Origin of the sequence: Pseudomonas sp. JS3066, from assembly GCF_036328175.1 — a bacterium.
Taxonomy (GTDB): Bacteria; Pseudomonadota; Gammaproteobacteria; order Pseudomonadales; family Pseudomonadaceae; genus Metapseudomonas.
In genome coordinates this window covers 2960196-2980075 of the sequence record NZ_CP143312.1, presented here as the reverse complement: position 1 = coordinate 2980075, position 19880 = coordinate 2960196, and the positions used below count along the sequence as shown (strand labels likewise).

Sequence of the window (19880 nt, the reverse complement as noted above, 5' to 3'; positions counted from 1 at the left end):
TCCGAGCGGTCGGGGTATTAGTGGGAGGGCCGGCGAACCGGCCCGGAATCAGCCCTTGAGCTGCGGGAAGTCTTCTTCGAAGTACTCGCCGGCGCCCCGTGCATCGCCCTGGCGGCGTTGCACTTCCATTTGCCGCAGTTCCACGCGGCGGATCTTCCCGGAGATGGTCTTGGGCAGTTCGCTGACGAACTCGATGCGGCGCACACGCTTGTAGGGCGCCAGGTGCTCGCGGGCGAAGGCGAGGATGCTCAAGGCCAGTTCGGCGCTGCCGGGCTCGTCGTGGGCGAGGATCAGGAAGGCCTTGGGCACCGCCAGGCGCACCGGGTCGGGGCTGGGCACGATGGCCACTTCCATGACGGCGGGATGCTCGATCAGCGCGCTTTCCAGTTCGAAGGGGCTGATGCGGTAGTCGGAGGCCTTGAACACGTCATCGGCACGGCCGACGAAGGTGATGTAGCCGTCTTCGCAGATCTGCGCGGTGTCGCCGGTGCGGTAGTAACCGTCGCGCATCACTTCGGCGGTCTTCTCCGGGTTGTCTTCGTAGCAGAGCATCAGGCCCAGCGGACGGACTTCCAGCGGCAGGGCCACTTCGCCTTCGTTGGCGGGCTGGCCGTCAGGGTCGAGCATGGTCACCTGGTAGCCGGGTAGCGGTCGGCCCATGGAGCCTGGCTTGAGCTTCTGGCCAGGGGTATTGCCGACCAGGGCGGTGGTTTCCGACTGGCCGAAGCCATCGCGCAGGTCGAGGCCCCAGGCGTGCTGGACCTGCTCGATGATTTCCGGGTTGAGCGGCTCGCCAGCGCCCACCAGTTCACGCAGGCGCAGGCGGCTGCGGTAGCTGGCCAGGTCTTCCTGGATCAGCATGCGCCAAACGGTGGGTGGTGCGCACAGGCTGGTGACGCCGTAGCGCTCCAGCACGCCGAGCAAGGCCGGGGCGCTGAAGCGCGCGACGTTGTGGATGAAGATGCACGCACCGGCGTTCCAGGGGGCGAAGAAGCAGCTCCAGGCATGCTTGGCCCAGCCCGGGGAAGAGATGTTCAGGTGCAGGTCGCCAGGTTGCAGGCCGATCCAGTACATGGTCGACAGGTGACCGACCGGGTAGCTCTGGTGGCTGTGCAGCACCATCTTCGGTTTGGAGGTGGTGCCGGACGTGAAGTACAGCAGCATCGGGTCGGTGGCGAGAGTCACGCCCTCGGCCTGGAACTCGGCCGGGTATTGCTCCGCCGCGCTGTGCGGCGTCCAGTCCGATGCATCACCGCCGACGCTTATGCGGGTGAGGCCTTCGGCCAGGCCATTGAATTTTTCCAGGTGCGCGCCGCCGGCTACTACATGGTTGATCCGGCCGCGCTCGATGCGATCGCGCAGGTCCTCGGAGGTGAGCAGGGCGGTGGCGGGGATCACTACGGCGCCAAGCTTGAAGGCGGCCAGCATGGTCTCCCACAGGGCGATGTCGTTGCCGAGCATCATCAGGATGCGTTGGCCGCGCTTCACGCCCAGGGCTCGCAGGTGGTTGGCGACACGGTTGGAGCGCTCGGACAGCTCCTGGAAGCTATAGCGGCGCTCGCTGCCATTCTCTTCGACTATCCAGAGTGCCGGCGCCTGGTTGTCCTTGGCCATGCCATCGAAATAGTCCAGGGCCCAGTTGAACTCCTTGAGCTGTGGCCAGCGGAAGCCGCGCACGGCGGTGTTGTAGTCGGTGCGGTGGGCCAGCAGGAAGTCACGGGCGGCAAGGAAGGGAAGGCTGTTGTTGTTCATGGTGCGTGCCCTTGATTGTTTTTGTCGGGTCTTTCGGCCGGTGGCCGGGTTGGTGGGTTGAGTATAGGTGGGCGCAAATCAAATAAGAACGAGCAGAAAAACCGGTGCGATGTGCAAAAAAATCATAATTTCATTGAGTGTCTCAAGGGCGGCTGTTCGGCCTTTCGCGAATGAACTCGCTCGCACTGGGTGGATGCCGCTTATTGCATCCACCTTGGGGCGCCGGGTTGGAACTTGGGCGATATGCGCAGCACGGCTTTTGTGTAGGAGCGAGCTCTGCTCGCGAACGGTCCTGCTCCGAAGGTTCGCGAGCAGAGCTCGCTCCTGCAAATGCTGCGGTACCGACCTTTCGGGGGAGGGTTGGCGTTCGTCGCGTTGGGCTTCGCAGCGCTCAGCGCCAGCCTACGGAAGCCCCTCTCCTTGAAGGGAGAGGGGTGGCGCGTGCGGGCCATCGGCCGCTGCGACCTTGGGTGAGGCCATTACCAGAGTGGCAGTGTGTAGCTGAGGATCAGGCGGTTCTCGTCGAGGTCATTGCCGAAGTTGGTCGAACGTACCGTGGCGTTGCGCCACTTCAGCCCGAGGTTCTTCAGTGGGCCGCTCTGCACCACGTAGGCGATATCGGTGTCGCGCTCCCATTCCTTGCCGTCTTCGCGGCCAGCGCCCAGCTCGATGCCGTCGCCGGAGAGGTAGCGGGTCATGAAGGTCAGCCCCGGAATCCCGACAGCCGCGAAGTTGTAGTCGTAGCGGGCCTGCCAGGAGCGTTCCTCGCGGTTGGCGAAGTCGCTGATCTGTACGAAGTTCACCAGGTAGGCGTCGCTGCCATTGACGTAGGCGAAGCCGGTGTCGCCGCTCATACGCTGGTAGCCCAGGCCTACGGCGTGGCCGCCGAAGCCGTAGGTGAACATTGCGCCGAAGGCCTTGTTGTCGACATTGCTGCCGCCCTCGTCGGTGGAGCGGGCAAAGCGCAGGTCGCTCTTCAGGCTCTGGCCGTCACCCAGGGGCAGCAGGTGGTTCAGGCTCAGGTAGTGCTGGCGGTAGAAGTCGTCCAGGCGGCCGAAGCCATAACCAGTGGTGAGGGCGTCGTTCCACTTGTAGCTGAGGTTGGCGAAGTCGAAGGCATCGCTGGTGGTCTGGCGCGCGCGGATGTTCTTCACGCCCACCGTGGTGATGCTCATGTCCTCGTAGTCCGAGGAGTCGCGCTGGTTCACCTGGCGCAGGCGTCCGGCATCGAAGGTCAGGCCGTCGATCTCCAGGGAGTTGAGTTGACCGCCTTCGAACGTCTGCGGCAGCAAGCGCGAATCGTTGGCCAGCAGCACCGGCAGCTTGGGCATCAGGGTGCCGAGCTTGAGGGTGCTCTTCGAGGCGCGCAGCTTGGCGGTCAGGCCCAGCTCACCGTATTCATCCTGGGCGCGCTTGGGCGCTTCGCGGTCACGCTTGAGCAGTCCGGAACCGGCACGGTCGGGGCTGGAGTCGAGTTTCACGCCGAGCAGGCCGATGGCGTCGACGCCGACACCGATCTGTCCCTCGGTGAAGCCGGACTCATAGCGCAGGAGGAAGCCCTGGGCCCATTCCTCGGCCTTGGCCTGGGTCGCGTTGTCTTGGCGGAAGTCGCGGTTGAAGTAGAAGTTGCGCAGCTCCAGGCTGGCTTTCGAATCCTTGACGAAGTCCGCCAGGGCGGGTGTGGAGCAACACAGCGCGCCGCCGACGAGCAGTAGGTGGGAGGTGAGGGTTTTGCGATCCATGGAGGCCTCTTGTTGTTTTAGTGGACGAGCGAATCCGTACCGGCACAAGGGCCGGTAGCGGGGTAAGTCGGAATTGAAAAAGGGCACGCCCAAAAGGAGCGATGGGCGTGCCCGTTAACCTCGCTGCGGGATACGCGTCAGTGGCTGCTGGCGGCGGCAGCCCCCAGGCCGGTCTGGGCGCGGACGAACTGGTCGTCATAGGCGGCGCGTTCGCGGCTGGCGCGGGCGCTGCGATCGAGTGTGGAGACGACGATGATCACCAGGAACGCCAGCGGCATGGAGAACAGCGCCGGCTGGTCGTAGGGGAACAGTGCCTTCTCATGGCCCAGCACGCCGACCCAGACGGCCGGTGCACAGATCACCAGGGCCAGGGCGCTCACCAGCCCGGTCAGCCCGCCCCAGAGGGCACCACGGGTGGTCAGGCCTTTCCAGTACATGGCCATGATCAGCACCGGGAAGTTGGCCGAAGCGGCGACGCCGAAGGTCAGGCCCACGAGGAAGGCGATGTTCATCTGCTCGAAGAGAATGCCCAGGCCGATTGCGACCAGGCCGATAGCCACGGTGGCGATGCGCGACACCCGCATTTCATCCTTCTCGCTGGCGTGCCCCTTTTTCAGCACAGAGGCATAGAGGTCGTGGGAGATGGCCGAGGCGCCCGCCAGGGCAAGGCCTGCAACCACGGCGAGGATGGTGGCGAAGGCTACGGCGGAGAGGAAACCGAGGAACAGGTTGCCGCCCACTGCCTGGGCCAGGTGCATGGCGACCATGTTGCCGCCGCCCACCAGGGCGCCACCCAGCTTGCCGTCGACGAAGTACTGCGGATCGGTGCCGACGATCACGATCGCGGTGTAGCCGAGCACGCAGACCACCAGGAAGAAGAAACCGATGAAGCCGGTGGCGAACAGCACCGAGCGGCGGGCTTCCCTGGCATTGGGCACGGTGAAGAAGCGCATCAGGATGTGTGGCAGGCCGGCGATGCCGAACACCAGGCCGAGGGACAGCGAGACGGCACTGATCGGGTCGGCCAGCAAGGTACCGGGCCCCATGATCTTGACGCCGCTGGCGTGTACGGCGACCGCTCGCTCGGCCAGGTTCTCGAAGCTGAAGCCGAACTCGCTCATGGCCATCAGCACCAGTGCGGTGCCACCGGCCAGCAGCAGGACGGCCTTGGTGATCTGCACCCAGGTGGTGGCGATCATGCCGCCGAAGATCACGTAGACCAGCATCAGGACACCGACCACTACCACGGCCAGCTGATAGTCCAGGCCGAACAGCAGCTTGATCAGTTGGCCGGCGCCGACCATCTGCACGACCAGGTAGCAGCAGACCACGGTCAGCGAGCCGAGGGCGGCGAAGCTGCGAATGCGGGTCTGGTCCAGGCGGTAGGAGACGATGTCGGCGAAGGTGTAGCGGCCCAGGTTGCGCAGGCGCTCGGCCATCAGGAAGGTGACGATGGGCCAGCCGACGAAGAAGCCGATGATGTAGACGAAGCCGTCGTAGCCCTTGGCGAACACCAGGCTCGAAAGGCCCAGCAGGGTGGCCGCCGACATGTAGTCGCCGGCAATCGCCAGGCCGTTCTGGAAGCCCGAGATGCCACCGCCAGCGGTGTAGAAGTCGGCGGTGGAGCGGGTGCGCCGGGCGGCCCACCAGGTGATGGCCAGGGTGGCCAGGACAAAGACGAAGAACATGCCGATGGCATGCAGGTTGAGGGGTTGCTTCTGCGCCGTGATGGTGTCGGCGAAGCCGCTCAGCGGCGCGAGGGCAAGGAGGGCGAGGAGGGCTTTCATGCCTGACCCTCCGCGAGGATTTCCGCGCTCAGTGCATCGAAGCGGGTATTGGCGTGACGCACGTACCAGGCGGTCAGCAGCCAGGAAAGAATGATGATGGCGGCACCCAGCGGGATGCCGCGGCTGAGATGGCTGCCCTCGTAGAGGGGAAGGTGCAGCCAGCCGGGGACGAAGGCTACGAGCATGATGAACAGGTAGTAGACCGCCAGCACCAGGGCGCTGAGCGACCAGGCGAGAACGGCGCGCTCCTGGGCCAGGCGCTGGAACTTCGGGTTGGCCATGATGCGAGCGCTGGCCGAGGTGTTGGGGGAGTGGTGAGGTGTCATATCGGGCTCCGCTTTAGTTGTTTTTGTCGTGCCTGTCGCCGCCGCCTTTTTCAGGCGTGCAGCATTCCCGGCGGCGCCTCGGGTAGGCGTCGCCAAGTTCTTCGTCAGTGAGGTGTTCGTCAGTGACCGCGGCTCCCTCCGGGAGCCAGCAAATGGTGGGTAGAGCAAGGCGCGGGAAGGCCGGAAACCAGGCATGCATTCATGCTGTCAGCCCTCCATTCCAGTGACCCTGCAAGGCGAGAAAAGCACTTGGCTACGGGACGATGGATGTGAGTATATGTAAGCATCCATCCATTAAAGAACAGGCAAAATATCCTGATGGACATGCAAAAAAATCCTAGTCCGGAACAGGTCAAATGGGACGACCTACGATTCTTCCTGGAAGTCGCCCGAACCCGCACCGCAACAGGAGCTGCCCGCCGCCTTGGAGTCGACTACACCACCGTGTCGCGGCGCGTACGAGCCCTGGAGCAGGCGCTGGGTGCCTTGCTGTTCGAGAAGTCGCGCGCGGCTGGGTTTGTCCTGACGGTGGAAGGCCAGCGCCTGCTGAGCCATGCCGAGACCCTGGAAAGCACCTTGCAAGCCGCCTGTGAACAAGTGTCGGGCACGCGCCTGGGGCTTTCCGGCCATGTGCGCATCGGCTGTACGGAGGGCTTCGGCTCCTATTTCGTGACGGCGCAGATGAGTCGTTTCCTCGAGCAGTACCCGCATATCTCGGTGGACATCCTTCCCGTCCCTCACTTCGTCAGCCTGTCGCGCCGCGAAGCGGACATCGCCATCACCCTGGAGCGGCCCGAGCGCGGTCCCTATGTCTGCTCCAAGCTCGCCGACTATCGCTTGCGCCTCTACGGCACGCCTGAGTACCTGGCCAGCCAGCCGCCGATCGAGACCCGCGAGGACCTGGCAAACCATCCCTTCATCACCTACGTCGAGGACCTGGCGTTCAGCCCAAAGCTGCTGTATCTGAATGACCTGCTGCCCGGAGCCATGAGCCAGCTGCGCAGCACGAGTGTCATCGCCCAGTACCAGGCGGCGTTGCAGGGGAGGGCGCTGGCGATCCTGCCGTGCTTCCTGGTGGCGGGGGACCCGAAGCTACAGGCCGTGCTGCCCGATGAAGTAGAAGTGACGCGCCAGTTCTGGATCTACTACAGCGAGGACCTGCGCCGCCTCAAACGCATCACGCTGGTTGCCGAGTACCTGCACCGTTGCGCCGATCGCAATCGTGGTTGGCTGATGGGGGAAGAGGACAGGATGCAGGTTCCGCTATTCGAGGTGTGATCTCGGCGGTGCATGCGTTCAAGCATTTGCCGCCGAGATTTGGCCGAATCGCTCCCGATACGCGGAGGGCGCCAGTCCCACGGTCTGGCGGGGTATCGCAAGTGTTCGTTCAAGCAGCACGTCAGACTAATCGTTTCCGGAAAAAGAAGCGCTTGTGCTCTGGGGGGAATTCATCGAGGTGGCCGAACTCGGTGAATCCGTGTTTTTGGTAGAACTCGGGTGCCTGGAAATCAAAGGTGTCCAGCCAGATACCGACGCAGCCTTTTTCACGTGCAACGTCTTCAGCCATGTTCATCAGGCGTGAGCCTGTGCCTTGACCTCTTGCTTGCTCAGGTATGGCTAGCAGCTCGATGAACAGCCAACGAAAAAAGATCTCGCCATAAAGGCCTCCAATGATTTCGTTGGTGTGCTCATCGCGGACTAACAGGGCGATTGCTTCTCGCTTTGGGTCACCCGCTTGAGAAAGGTTATGGGCCCGCAAGGGCTTGAGGATAGCTGCGCGCTCATCTTCTCCCGGGTTTACCGTCAGTTCGATACGAGTACTCATTCGCTAGTCCTTTAGATGTTCACTGATATGGAGAGGCGCCACTTGCTCAGTTGGCTTGGTTGATCCGTTCGCGTCCGCTTTCTTGTCGTTGGCTACGGCAGCCCGCTGATCAGTGTGCCGGAGTTTCCCTAGGCGATCGATTTGCGATGAGGAGATTAATTCTTCTCCAAGCAGGGGCGCAGGGCTTTTGGGCGATGGCTTCAAGACTTTGGGGTTGAGCGGCGGCAGGTCAATGCGGTGAGCATGACTCCTCGTTGGGTTTCGCGTCGCTCTAGCGCAACGTCGCCCGCACCAAACTGCAAAACTCGCAAGGTTCTTCGCTCAGGCACGGGCACAAGCCGTCCAGCACATAACTCAGTAGGCGTCGTCCATGCCGTCGTCGATCTCGATGCCTTGTTCGCGCGTCTGTTTGATCCGGCCTGCGCGTGTTGCTGAGGCGGGGTCGTCGCAGGACAGCGTCGTGGGTTCCCCTGGTCTTCGTTCGCTATCGCAACCCGCTATGGCCGGCATGCGCCTCTGGTATTGGCGTGGGTTGGCGGGCCTCCCTAGAGTCGCGGAGGGACCGCGTGTCCGTTCATACCAACAAAACCAGAACGAGCCTTTACATGCCCAGCTTCCGCCTCAGCGCCATCGCCCTGGCGCTTTTCCTGTCCGGCGGCGTCCATGCCGACCTGCCCGCTGCCGGCAAGCCTGCCACCGAGTTCACCCGCACCCTTAACCAGGACTGGCTCGAGCGCCTGCCCTTCGCCGACAAGGCCGATTTCGAGAGCGCCCGCCGGGGGCTGCTCGAGCCCTTCAAGGGTGTTGTCGAAAATGCCGACGGGCTGCCGGTGTGGAACCGCAAGGCCTACGACTTCCTGGATGGCAGCGATGCCGCGGCCAGTGTCAATCCCAGCCTCTGGCGCATGGCGCAGTTGAACAACATCGCCGGTCTGTTCCAGGTACGCGAACGCATTTACCAGGTGCGCGGGCTGGACCTGTCGAACATGACGATCATTGAAGGCGACAGCGGGTTGATCCTCATCGACCCTCTGATCAGTACCGAAACCGCCCGTGCCGGCCTGGATATGTACTACCGGCATCGCCCGCGCAAACCGGTGCTGGCCGTGATCTACAGCCATTCCCACGTCGACCATTTTGGCGGTGTTCGCGGGGTGATCGAGGAAGCTGACGTGAAGTCTGGCAAGGTGCGAGTGATCGCGCCGGAGGGGTTTTACGAACACGCTGTCAGCGAGAACGTGCTGGCCGGCCCGGCGATGATGCGCCGCGCCCAGTATATGTATGGTTCGCTGCTGCCTCGGGGCGAGCGGGGCCAGGTGGATGCCGGCCTGGGCAAGAGCACGCCGAACAATGCCACGGTGACGCTGATCCCCCCCACCGAGCTGATCGCCAAGCCCCTGGAGACGCACGTCATCGACGGGGTGGAGATCGAGTTCCAACTCACCCCCGGCACCGAGGCGCCGGCGGAGATGAACCTCTATTTCCCGCAGTTCCGCACCCTTTGCATGGCTGAGAACGCCACCCATACCCAGCACAACGTGCTGACCCTGCGGGGCGCACTGGTGCGTGACGCCAAGGTCTGGGCGCACTACCTGGACGATGCGCTGGTGCGCTACGGCGACAAGGCCGATGTGCTCTTCGCCCAGCACCATTGGCCCACCTGGGGAGGCGCCGAGATCCGTGACTATCTGGCGGACCAGCGTGACATGTACGCCTTCCTCGACAGCCAGACGCTGCGCCTGATCAACCAGGGTCTCACGCCCACCGAGATCGCCGCGCAACTGTCGTCGTTGCCACCGCGTCTGGCCAGCAAGTGGTACAGCCGCGACTACTACGGTTCCCTCAGCCACAACGTGCGTGCCGTCTACCAGCGCTACATGGGCTTCTACGACGGCAACCCGGCCAACCTCGACCCCTTGCCGCCGGAAGTCGCCGGCACGCGCTACGTCGAAGCCATGGGTGGCGCCGACTCGGTGCTGGCCAGCGCCCGCAAGGCATTCGCGGCCGGGGAGTATCGCTGGGCTGCGCAGTTACTTAACCATCTGGTCTTCGCCGAGCCCGGCAACCAGGCGGCGCGAGACCTGCAGGCCGACACCCTGGAGCAGTTGGGCTACCAGAGCGAGAACGCCACCTGGCGCAACGTCTACCTGAGCGGCGCCCAGGAACTGCGCCAGGGCGTGGCGCAGCCCCGTGGCCGCAACGGTGCGCCAGACATGATTCGCGCCCTGACGCCGGGCATGTTCTTCGACTACCTGGCGGTGCGCATCGACGCCATGAAGGCCGCCGGGGAGGACCTGCGCATCAACTGGCGCTTCAGCGACCTGGGCGAGGATTACGCCTTGACCCTGCGCAATGGCGTGCTGACCTACCGCAAGGGCATGCGTCATGCCGAGGCGGAGGTGGACTTGACCATGACCAAGGCGCTGCTGGATCGCATCTCGCTGAAGGAAACCGGCTTCCTCAAGGAGGCCACCGTGGGTGGCATCGAGTTCGAGAGCGGCCGCGTCAAGCTGCTCAAGCTTCTCGGCGGGCTGGACGAGGCCAATCCGCAATTCAACCTGGTGGAACCCTGATTCCACGCCTAGGCTCCGGTCGCGCCCCGAGGCGGCGCGCCGGGGCGTTCCTGCGGCAGTAAGTCAGGCCGGCGGTCACCTACGCGGCGCCGCCGACTTCCTGGCTAAGGCGGCTTTCTATCGCGGGGGCGGGGCTGTTGTGTTCCCGTGTTGGGTAGCCGGCGTGCGGATAGTCATTGTCGTCGCTTCCTTGTGAAGGGCAGTGGGCTGCGCCGAGCGCCAGGCGCCCTGGAGGGCGACCAGCGTCATTGTCACCAGGGCCAGGCTGGTACCCATCACCAGGACCGGCCGCGCGCGACCGCACTCGTCCTGCAGCATGGCCAGGCTGATCCGGTAGCGCCCCCCCTGGCAGGCCCACAGCAGGCCCGCGGTTACCAGGGCGACGATCATCACTAGGGGCGACTCGCCACGTAGCGCCAGGCAAGCGATCACCAGCAGGGACACCTGGGTGCGACGCCAGGCCAGCTCAGTGCGTTCGGCCTGCAGGCCCCGGTCGGTGTTGCTGGTGGTCATCTCAGCGGGGCCAGAACAGGCTGGCCAGAATCAGCGCCGCCAGGCAGCAGCCCAGAGTCAACAGCGGCACCAGCACCGGTAGGGGCAGGGCGCGGCCGTGGCGCAGCGCCCGTTCCACGGCCAGCCAGCGCAGGCAGGCACCGATGCTGACCAGCAGGCTCAGGGCCAGCAAGCAGAGGGTGATGGTCAATCGCAGCCAGGGCTCGAAAGCCTGGCCCGCGAAGGTTTCCACGGCGATGCCGCCGCCCATCAGGGCGAGCGCCGTGCGAACCCAGGCCAGAAAGGTGCGCTCGTTGGCCAGGGTGAAGCGTGGGTCAGGTTCGTCGCCGCCAAGCAGGGTGTCGCTGAGCGACTTTCGGGGGGATGGGGTGGGCATGGTGTACCGGCCAGGAAGGGCCGCCATCGGCAGGGCGCGCGATGGCGGCAGGTGGGTCACTCAGCGCAATCCCTTGCTGCGCAGGGCACCGGGTGAGTAGTCAGAGGTGCTGGCCTGATAGCCGAAGTCGAATGGATGGCGCTGTTCGCTGGTCAGGCCGGAAGCCAGGTAGCGGCCGTTGTTGAGGTCGTAGGTGATCTCCATGGCGTTGACCGCCGACTGCCCGCTGTAGTGGTAGTAGCTGTGGGCCTCGCCGATGCGCCAGAGCTCGCCACGGTTGTCGTAATGGTCGGCCTCGAGGATGGCCCAGGTATCCTCGTCGATGAAGTAGTGGCGCTTGCTGTAGATATGCCGCATGCCGGGCTTGAGGGTGGCAACCACCTCCCATACACGGTGCAGCTCGTAGCGGGTGGCGTTGGGGTTGACGTGGCCGGGTTGCAGCAGGTCGTCGTAGTGCTGGTCGGGGGAGGCCAGCCGGTAGCTGTTGTAGGGCACGTAGAGGGTCTTCTTGCCCACCAGTTTCCAGTCGTAGCGGTCCGGCGCACCGTTGAACATGTCTCGGCTATCGGCGGTACGCAGGCCAGCGGTGGTGGGACCAGCCGTGTCATAGGCAATGCTGGGCGCGCGCCGTACCCGTCGCTGACCGGCGCTGTAGACCCAGGACAGGCGCGGCTCGGCCACCTGGTCGAGGGTTTCATGCACCAGCACCACTTCGCCCACCATGCGCGAAGGAGCGGTCAGCAGGTGGCTGTAGTAGTAGAGGATGTTGCGCGCCTGCTCCGGTGCCATGCCCTTCACCGCGTCGCGGCGGGTGAAGTATTGCTGGGTCGTCATGATGGTGTAGGCGCCGTCCTTCTGGGGCGCCGCGCTGTCGGAGGTCAGGCTGAAGCTGGCGTTGCGATTGCGGGTCAGATGGTTCCAGAGCACCTCCAGGCCATTCTGCGGAATGGGGAAGGCGACCATTCCAGAGAACCCTTCCACGCCGTTGCCGTCATTCACCAGGCGGGCGCTGGTGGCGTTGCGTGCGGCAGATTCACGGAGGGCGTCGGGTACGGCCGCCGAGCGGTGGCTGGGGTAGACCGGCAGGTGGAAGCTGTTCGGGTAGCGCTTGAGCAGGGCGATCTGCCCAGGGCTCAGTTGCTCCTGGTACTGGGTGTAGTTGCGCGCATCGATAGTGAACAGTGGCTGCTCACCGCTGAAAGGATCGGCCGGCGTGCCGTTGGCCGTCAGCTCGGGCCTGGCGGCTTGCAAGCCGCCGTCCCAGGCCGGAATGCGGCCGTCGGCACTGCCAGCGCGTTCGGCACCGATCGGGGTCAGGGGGCCTTGCAGCTTGGCTGCGTCTTCCGGCGAGACAGCGGCCAGAACCTGGCCGGACAGGAGGAGGGTGCAAAAGAGTGCGCCGCCACGCACCAGGCTGTGGGTGTTGATCATGAGGGACTCCATTTAGAAATTGACGCCCAGGCTGATGGACAGGTAATCGCGGTCACCACGGGTGCCGTAGTCGCCGTCGATGTAGTCGGTGTATGCCAGGCTGGCGCTGTAGGTGTTGTTGAGGGAGGCGTCGAGGCCGACGCTGATGGCCTTGGAACCTTCACTGAAGGCCGAGCCTTCGCCGGGGCCGTTGCCGTCCACATCGTGCTGCCAGGAGAGGTTGGGGCGCAGGTCGATACCGGCGATGGCATTGGGGTAGCTCAGGTTGGTGCGCACCCGGTAACCCCAGGAGAAGCGCGTGAGAAAACCCTGGTCATTGCAGTGCTCCGGCGTTTTCGAGGTACCTGCACAGGCGCCGCTGGCAAGGATGCCGCTGCCATAGGTGCCGCTGCGGCCATAGCGTGGACCGAAGGTGCCTTCCAGGCCTCCGACCCAGGTGGCTCCCACTTCGCCCACCACCACCAGTTGATCGGCCCCCAGCACCTGGGCGAAAGAGTGGGTGGCGGTGGCCTGCGCCTGGGTGACTTCCTTGCGTCGGTAGCCGTTGAACAGCGTGCTGTCCGCGTCGGGGCGGATGTCTTCGGCCACCAGGGGCGAGCGTGTGGCGTTGTTCAGCAGCGATTGGATAACGTCTGTACCGTTGAGTTGGATCGGCATGTTCGGCCGGTAGCTGATCTCGCCCTGCAGCGCGGTACCGGTGCTGAGGTTGGTGGAGAACGACAGGCCATACAGGCGGATGTCTTCCGGGTACTGGGCCAGGTACTGGGAGGTACCCAGGCGCAGGGCACCGGCCAGACTCTGGCCGTTGGCGCTGCGAAGGAAAGCACCGCAGTTGGCCAGGGGGACACCGAGGTTGGCGCACAGCTGCGGGGCGAAGCTGGTGTTGGTGTAGTAGGGGCTGCTGATGGTGCCCATGTAGGGCACGCGGCTGTGGTAGTTGGCGATATAGGCGCCGAACTCGGTGTCCAGGTTGGCGGCGAACCAGCGCAGGGACATCCCCCACTGGCCGCCGTTGCGGGCATCCTCATCGCCGGCACGGGGAATGCGGATGCCCTCGTCGGTGAGGTTGACGCCGAACGGGGTGAGGCCAGCCACTGCCGCCGGGTTGCCGGTGAGCACGTTGCCCACGTCGAGGCCGTCGCAGCCATCGGCGAGGAAGTCGTTGCTGGAGAAGAAGGTGCCGCAGTTGTCCAACTGGGTCTGTTCCCAATCCAGCTGGTAGAAGAAGTCCCCGGAGATCGCATCAGTCAGGTTCTGCGACACGTAGAACATGTTTACTGGAACCAGGCCTTCCTTCACCTCCGAACCCGGACGGCGCAAAGCCGAAAGATTGAAGGGGTTGACCACATTCAGACCACCCGGGATGAACGTGCTTTCGCCCCAGTTCACCACCTGCTTGCCCAGGCGCGCCGAGCCCGGTTGATCGGCGATGGCGTAGTTGTAGTAGACGAAGGCGTCCAGCAACTCGGTGCCCGCGGTCTTCGCCGAGCGTTTGCGGTTGTTGTCTTCCACATCCTTGAAACGCTGGTCTTGGTCCCGCAGGACGTAGTCGTACCAGTAGCTGCCTCGCAGGAAGACGCCGACGTCACCGTGGCTCAACTGCAGGTCATGGGTGCCTTTGAAGATGCCGGAGAAGGCGTCGCCGGAGCGGAAATTGCGCCTGCCGTCGTCGCCGGTGGCGCTATTGAGCTGCTTCGGGTCAGGGGTGGCGGTAGAGATGCTGGTGCCGATGGAGAGCGAGGAATCCAGTTGGCCCTCGATCTCGCCGATCTGGAAATCGGCCGCCAGTGCATGACTGACAAGGCAACTCAGGGGCAATAGGAGAAAAGGCGGACGAATAATGCCGCGCATATTGAATCTCATCACTCATTATCCTCTTTGTTTTCGAGTGAGAACCAAGTTTCAGGCGCAGGCACAACAAGTTCGGGTATATCCAGGCAATAGGAATCCCGGCCGCTTGAGCGACGAATCGACACTATTCGGCAGAATCGATATCGAGGTGGGAAGTTGGCTCTGGTTGCCCTTTACTTATTGTTCTGCGTAGTTGGATGAAGTTGCGGATACTCCCTTCTATCTGATGTTTAAGCGATACTAGGGGCGCCCCGGAAACCCGACAAATAGTGTCTTCCGATAGTTGCCATATCACTTCGGCATAGCCAGCGAGACCCCTATGACCCTCAAGCAGCTCCGCTACCTGATCGCCATCGCGGAGGCAGGAAGCTTCTCCGCCGCTGCGCGTCGCTCCTTCATCGCGCAGCCGGCCCTGAGCCGGCAGATCGGTCTGCTGGAAAGCGAGCTGGAAATACAGCTGCTGGAGCGCCAGCACGACGGCGTAGCCCTGACCGATGCTGGCCGACGCCTCTACGAGGTGGCGCGTTCGGTGGTGCAGAAGCTGGATTCGGTGAAGGACGAACTGACCTCGACACGGGGGGATCCCAAGGGGCATGTGTCCGTTTCCATTCCTGCCACCGCCTCGGCGTTGCTGCTACCGGAGATCATCTCGCGGGCGGCGGAGAAGTTCCCCAGCATCACCCTGACGGTGTGCGACGGCCTCACCCGCGAGGGCGGTCAGGCCATCGAGCTGGGCAAGGTGGACTTCGGCGTGGTGCCCAATGCCGAGGAGCTGGAGCACGTAGCCGCTGAACCCATCTTCAGCGAGGACCTTTACTGGGTGGGGCCGGCCAGCGAGGCCGAGAAGAACACCCCCATCACCCTGGCCGAGGCGGCCGCCACGCGGCTGGTCGTGGCGCCGCGGGCCTTGCACCTGCGGCGGCGTATCGAGCAGGCGGCGATGGAGGCGGGGGTGGTGCTCAACGTGGCCTACGAACAGCAGTCGGCCCCGGGGATTGCCAGCCTGGTCCGCAGTGGGCTGGCGGCGACCATCTGCAACTGGCCGCCGCTGGTGGAGCTGTTCGAACCGACGGGTGCGCGGCTGGTGGTGGAACCGCGCATCACACGCACTGTGTCCATCGCCCACTCGATCCACAAACCGCTGTCCTTCGCCGCGTCCTGCATGCAGGACCTGGTGCGCACGATCCTGCTGGATGCGGTGCAGGAAGGCCGCTGGCGCGGCAGCCTGATCGAGCGCGTCGACGAAGAGGCTCAAGCCCTGGAACAGAGCGCGGGCGAGTCGTCCTGAGCCAGTCGCTCGCGGGAGCGCTGCGGGTTCATCGTCACAAGGCCGATCAGGCCCGCCATGATCAGCACGCCGCCGCAAACCAGGAAGCCCTGGGCGTAGCCCTGCGGATGCCCGGCACCGGCGCCATGCACCAACAGGCCGGTGACCACCGGGGCCGAGAGCCCCGCCAGCGAGGCTACTGCGTTGCCGATGGCAAGAATGCCGCCGCGCTGGCTGCTGGGCGTGAACTCCGCCAGCATCGCCGGCCCCACCGAGTACATCACCAGTGCCAGGCCGCCGCTCAGGGTCAGGGTGATGATGCGCGTGGTGACCGAAAGCTCCTGAAGGATCAGCGACGCGGAGAACAGCCCGGCGACGATCAGGCAGCCCGAGACGAAAGCGCCACGGGCCAGGCGTGAGGGCACGCCGCGATGCAGCAGGCGCTGGGACAGCCAGGCCATGAACAGGCTGAGCGGTGTGGTCACCACCACGAAGAGGACGAACATGCGGCCGGTGTTCAGCGGGTCGATGCCCAGGCCCACTTCCAGGTAGCTCGGCACCCAGGTCAGGGTCAGTGCCAGGGACCAGTTGGCAGCGAAGTGGCAGGCGTAGTTGCCCAGCACGCTGCCATCGGTAAGCAGGCGGCGGTAGGGCACTCGATGGGTGTCCGGGGTCACCTGGCCGGCGCGCAGGTTGTCGAGTGTGCCTTCCCGGCCCAGCAGCAGCCAGAGGGCGCACCAGACCACGCCGATGGCCGCCAGCACGACGAAGTTGGTGCGCCAGCCGTAGTGCAGGCTGATCCAGGGGATCATGGCGCCGGCCACCAGCAGGCCCATGGCGCTACCGGAGTGCAACAGCGCGACTGGCAGGCTGCGGCGATCATCCGGAAACCACTTGTACAGGGCGTGGGTCGCCACCGGGGAGGCGGGGCCTTCACCGATGCCCAGCAGCACACGGCAGGCGACGATCATCCAGAGGGAACTCGCGAACAGCATGGGCAGCTGGATCAGCGCCCAGAAAAGGCCCATGCCCAGCAACAGGGTTCGGGTAGGCCGGCGGTTGGCGAGAAAGCCGCCGACCACAGCGGAGACGGCGAAGAGCCAATGCAGGGCTCCGCCGATCAGGCCGAACTCAGTGGGGGTCAGGTCCAGTTCCTCCGTCATCGGCACGGCGACCAGGCCGATCACCACCTTGTCGAGGAAATTGACCAGCATCATGAAGGCCAGCAGGACCGCAATGGTCCAGGCGCTGGCAGGGCGGAAGGCAGTGTTGTCTCGGTTCATGGGGATGCTCTTGTTGTCGTTGTAGAAGACCCGTCCGGCTTCCCCGGCCAGACGGGCACTGCAGGGCGCGTCAACCAGGCATCAGGATGCCCTTGGCGATGGTGTTGCGCTGGATCTCACTGGTGCCGGTCAGGATGCGCATCATGCGGGTCGCGCGGAATAACCACTCGACGGGATGGCCCGCAACAAGCCCTGAACCGCCGTGGATCTGCACCGCACGGTCGGCGATGCGGAAGGCGGTTTCCGAGGCGTACAGCTTGCACATCGATGCCTCGACCTTGATATCGCCGCCGGCGTCGTTGCTGAGGGCGGTGGCGAACATCATGCTGCGTGCCGCATGGAGCTCGGTGGCCATGTCGGCGAGCATGTGGCTGATGGACTGGAACAGCGCGATGGGCTGGCCGAACTGCTTGCGCGTGCGGGCGTGGTCCATTGACAGGTTCAGGGCCAGGCCGGCCATGCCGAGCATGGTTGGGCAGTGCAGCAGGCGGTTCAGCGTGATGCGCCCCATGGCCAGCTTGAAGCCAGCGCCTTCGTCACCGATGCGGTTCTCCACGGGGACGCGGACGTTTTCCAGCAGGATGTTGCCGTGGGCGCCGCCGCCGGACATCACCGAGTAGTCACTGTCCACCTGAACCCCTTCGGCAGTGAGGTCGACGAAGAATGCCGAAATGCCCTGGGGGCCGCGTCCCGGCTCGGTCACCGCCAGCAGCACGGCGATGTCGGCGTAGGTAGCGCCGGAGATGTAGCGCTTGGCGCCGTTGAGTACGTAATGGTCACCCTCGCGGCGGGCTTCGGTACGGATGGCGGTGGCGTCGGAACCGGCTTCTGCCTCGGTCAGGGCAAAGCACACGGCCTTATCCGCCCGGCATACCGGCTTCAGGAAGGCGTCCACCTGGAAGTCGCTGGCGACCCGGAACAAGTGGCCGATACGGGGTGGCCCGGAGAGTTCGCCCAGCACGTGCGGGGCGAGGGGCGAGCCGGTCAGCACGGCCGCCTCCTTCACTGCGCAGAGTTCGGCAATGCTGAGTCCGGCGCCGCCCAGGTTTTCCGGTAGCAGGGCGTTGTAGAAGCCCAGCTCGCAGGAGCGCTTCCAGATATCCCGCAGCAGGGGCCGGGCGACCGGTTGGCCCCAGGTGATACCTTCCCGCTGCACCAGCGGGTCGAGTTCGTCGCGGACGAATGTGTTGATGCCGTCGATGACGCGGCTGGCCTTCTCGCTTGGTTTGAGCATCTGCCTGTCTCCCTTAAATTCGTCGTTCGCTGTTCTGCCAGTACGCTTCGCGGATCAGGCGGCGCACGACCTTGCCGTTGGGGTTCTTCGGCAGTTCCTTGACGAAATCCACCGCGCGGGGCTTCTTGAAACCCGCCAGGGAGCGCCCGCAATACTCGATGATGGCTTCGGCGCTCAGGTTCTCGCCCGGTTTCAGTACCACCACCGCGCGGACTGCCTCGCCCCATTGCTCGTCCGGTACGCCCACCACGGCCGCCTCGAACACCTGGGGCAGGCTGTAGAGCACTTGTTCCACTTCGGTGGGGTAGATGTTGAAACCGCCGGAAATGATCATTTCCTTCTTGCGGTCAACGATGAACACGTAGCCGCGCTCGTCCACCGTGGCCAGGTCGCCGGTGAGGTAATAGCCGTCGCGCATGACCTCGGCGGTCAGCTCCGGCGCCTGCCAGTAGCCCTTCATGATGTCCGGGCCCTTGACCACGATTTCGCCGATCTCGCCAGGGCCCACGTCCTCGAAGGCGTCGTTCACCACCCGCAGAGTGGTCTCGAAATAACAGCGGCCGCAGGAGGCCAGGCGGCGCTGGTCGTCGCCCTCGATCAGGTGGTCCTGTTCGGTCAGCACCGTCACCAGGGAGCACGTCTCGCCTGCACCGTAGCCCTGGGCCAGGATCGGCCCGAATACGTCGATGGCGCGCTTCACCAGGGCCGGAGCCATGGGAGCGGCGCCGTACATCACCAGGCGCAGGCTGGAGAGGTCGAAGCGCTCCACCTCCGGGACGTTCACCAGGCGGTTGATCATGGCCGGCACCAGGAACAAACGGGTGACCCGCTCACGCTGGATGGTCTCCAGCAGCAGATGGTCGTCGTAGCGCTCCAGGAGCAGGTTGCAGGCGCCCACGGCCAGCAACGGCATGATCTGCATGCCACTGGCATGAGTGATGGGCCCCACATGGGCCATCACATCGCCCGGGGCCGCACGCCGGGTAGGGCTGGCGATACTCTTGCGGATCAGCGCCTTGCGGTTGCCGAAACTGAGCATGGCGGCCTTGAGTACGCCGGAGCTGCCAGAGGTGTAGTGCAGCACCGCCAGGTCATCGTCGTCCGGATCACAGTGCACTGGAGCCTCGCTGCCACGCTCCAGCACGTCCAGGTAGCGGGCGTCGCCAGCTTCGTCGTCGAGGGAGATGATCCAGCGCAGGCGCGGCACCTCACTGCGACGGGCATGGAGGGCCGCGGCGAAATGGCCGTCGGCCAGCACCGCCTGGCTGTGGGAGTCGTCAAGGACCTGGAGGATTTCGTCCAGGGAGAGGCGGGCGTTGATCGGAACCTTGACCATGCCGGCCTTGTAGAAGGCGATCTCCGCTTCCACCAGTTCCACCCGGTTCAGCGCCAGAATCGCCACATGGGCGCCCCGGGCCAGCTCCAGGGCCTGGAGCCCGGAGGCAAGACGATTGGTGCGAGCCTCCAGCTGCGCAAAAGTGATCCGTTTCCGGCTATCGACAACCGCCTCGTAGTCGGGCCAGTACAGGGCACTCCGACTGATGATCTTTCCTAAGTTCATTTATTGTTCTCATCGGCAGGACAACTGCGCCGATGCTAGCCAAGCGAACTTCGCGGCAACTAATACAACAGTACGATGCTGGCCATAGCGATATGGAATAGCTGCACCAACTGCTGGACCTGTCGCTCTTCATGGGAAGCACTCATGGCGACATCCCCACGCCGTCCGCAAGGAACGCCGGTGGATCCCGCCAGGCTACCCATAACTCCCGCTGCCAACGCACCACAGCAATTTGCCGATCAGCCCAACCGATAAAGGCCCGGCGCGGTCCTGCGTTCGGGTCACGGTGATAGTCATGCAGCGTCGGCACCAGCACCTCGCTCAGCCAGCGGCTGATCTCGGCAAGCGCAGTTCGACCT

General features: G+C 64.5%; 15 protein-coding genes. 3 read left to right on the top strand and 12 right to left on the bottom strand.

What is annotated here, in order from left to right:
- Positions 1-48 precede the first annotated feature (48 nt).
- The 4 genes from SA496_RS13840 to SA496_RS13825 form a co-directional block, all read right to left on the bottom strand.
- On the bottom strand, positions 49-1752 hold the full coding sequence (locus SA496_RS13840) for an AMP-binding protein (protein WP_120650623.1): 1704 nt from the start codon (positions 1750-1752) through the stop codon (positions 49-51).
- 479 nt (positions 1753-2231) lie between these two features.
- Positions 2232-3494 carry an OprD family porin gene (locus SA496_RS13835; protein ID WP_330115579.1) on the bottom strand — a complete coding sequence of 421 codons (1263 nt, stop codon included), beginning with the start codon at positions 3492-3494 and terminating at the stop codon, positions 2232-2234.
- 137 nt (positions 3495-3631) lie between these two features.
- A complete protein-coding gene (locus SA496_RS13830) occupies positions 3632-5281 on the bottom strand; it encodes a cation acetate symporter (RefSeq protein WP_330115578.1) in 1650 nt (549 codons plus the stop codon).
- Positions 5278-5607: a DUF485 domain-containing protein gene (locus SA496_RS13825; protein WP_120649768.1), complete on the bottom strand. Its 330-nt coding sequence runs from the start codon at positions 5605-5607 to the stop codon at positions 5278-5280. Before SA496_RS13825 ends, SA496_RS13830 begins: the two co-directional genes overlap by 4 nt.
- A 324-nt stretch (positions 5608-5931) precedes the next feature.
- On the opposite strand from SA496_RS13825, the gene SA496_RS13820 reads away from it, so the two are divergent.
- Complete coding sequence (locus SA496_RS13820; protein WP_330115645.1) at positions 5932-6885, top strand: LysR family transcriptional regulator; 954 nt, start codon at positions 5932-5934, stop codon at positions 6883-6885.
- A gap of 121 nt (positions 6886-7006) precedes the next feature.
- Here SA496_RS13820 and SA496_RS13815 read toward each other — a convergent pair whose 3' ends face one another.
- Positions 7007-7432: a GNAT family N-acetyltransferase gene (locus SA496_RS13815; RefSeq protein ID WP_120650631.1), complete on the bottom strand. Its 426-nt coding sequence runs from the start codon at positions 7430-7432 to the stop codon at positions 7007-7009.
- Positions 7433-8037: 605 nt separating this feature from the next.
- Between SA496_RS13815 and SA496_RS13810 the strand changes: the two genes are divergently transcribed.
- The gene (locus tag SA496_RS13810) at positions 8038-10005 is read left to right on the top strand and encodes an alkyl/aryl-sulfatase (RefSeq protein ID WP_153921640.1); all 1968 of its coding nucleotides are present in this window, start codon (positions 8038-8040) and stop codon (positions 10003-10005) included.
- Positions 10006-10122: 117 nt separating this feature from the next.
- Here the strand turns inward: SA496_RS13810 and SA496_RS13805 are convergent, their stop codons facing one another.
- From SA496_RS13805 to SA496_RS13790, 4 genes are read right to left on the bottom strand one after another with little or no spacing between them, the layout of a single operon-like run.
- Entirely contained in the window at positions 10123-10518 is a 396-nt protein-coding gene (locus SA496_RS13805) for a DUF202 domain-containing protein (RefSeq protein ID WP_330115577.1), read from the bottom strand.
- 1 nt (position 10519) lies between these two features.
- Entirely contained in the window at positions 10520-10894 is a 375-nt protein-coding gene (locus tag SA496_RS13800; protein WP_028630079.1) for a YidH family protein, read from the bottom strand.
- Between the two features lie 60 nt (positions 10895-10954).
- Entirely contained in the window at positions 10955-12325 is a 1371-nt protein-coding gene (locus SA496_RS13795; RefSeq protein ID WP_120650637.1) for a DUF1329 domain-containing protein, read from the bottom strand.
- Between the two features lie 12 nt (positions 12326-12337).
- On the bottom strand, positions 12338-14188 hold the full coding sequence (locus tag SA496_RS13790; RefSeq protein WP_442965085.1) for a DUF1302 domain-containing protein: 1851 nt from the start codon (positions 14186-14188) through the stop codon (positions 12338-12340).
- Between the two features lie 307 nt (positions 14189-14495).
- On the opposite strand from SA496_RS13790, the gene SA496_RS13785 reads away from it, so the two are divergent.
- Positions 14496-15464, top strand: coding sequence for a LysR family transcriptional regulator (locus SA496_RS13785; protein ID WP_120650641.1), 969 nt, complete (start codon positions 14496-14498; stop codon positions 15462-15464).
- Here the strand turns inward: SA496_RS13785 and SA496_RS13780 are convergent.
- The 3 genes from SA496_RS13780 to SA496_RS13770 form a co-directional block, all read right to left on the bottom strand.
- Positions 15428-16726, bottom strand: coding sequence for an MFS transporter (locus SA496_RS13780; RefSeq protein ID WP_120650643.1), 1299 nt, complete (start codon positions 16724-16726; stop codon positions 15428-15430). The two genes, SA496_RS13785 and SA496_RS13780, sit on opposite strands and share 37 nt — an antisense overlap.
- A gap of 70 nt (positions 16727-16796) precedes the next feature.
- On the bottom strand, positions 16797-17960 hold the full coding sequence (locus tag SA496_RS13775) for an acyl-CoA dehydrogenase family protein (protein ID WP_330115576.1): 1164 nt from the start codon (positions 17958-17960) through the stop codon (positions 16797-16799).
- 13 nt (positions 17961-17973) lie between these two features.
- Complete coding sequence (locus SA496_RS13770) at positions 17974-19521, bottom strand: AMP-binding protein (RefSeq protein ID WP_330115575.1); 1548 nt, start codon at positions 19519-19521, stop codon at positions 17974-17976.
- Positions 19522-19880: the final 359 nt, after the last annotated feature.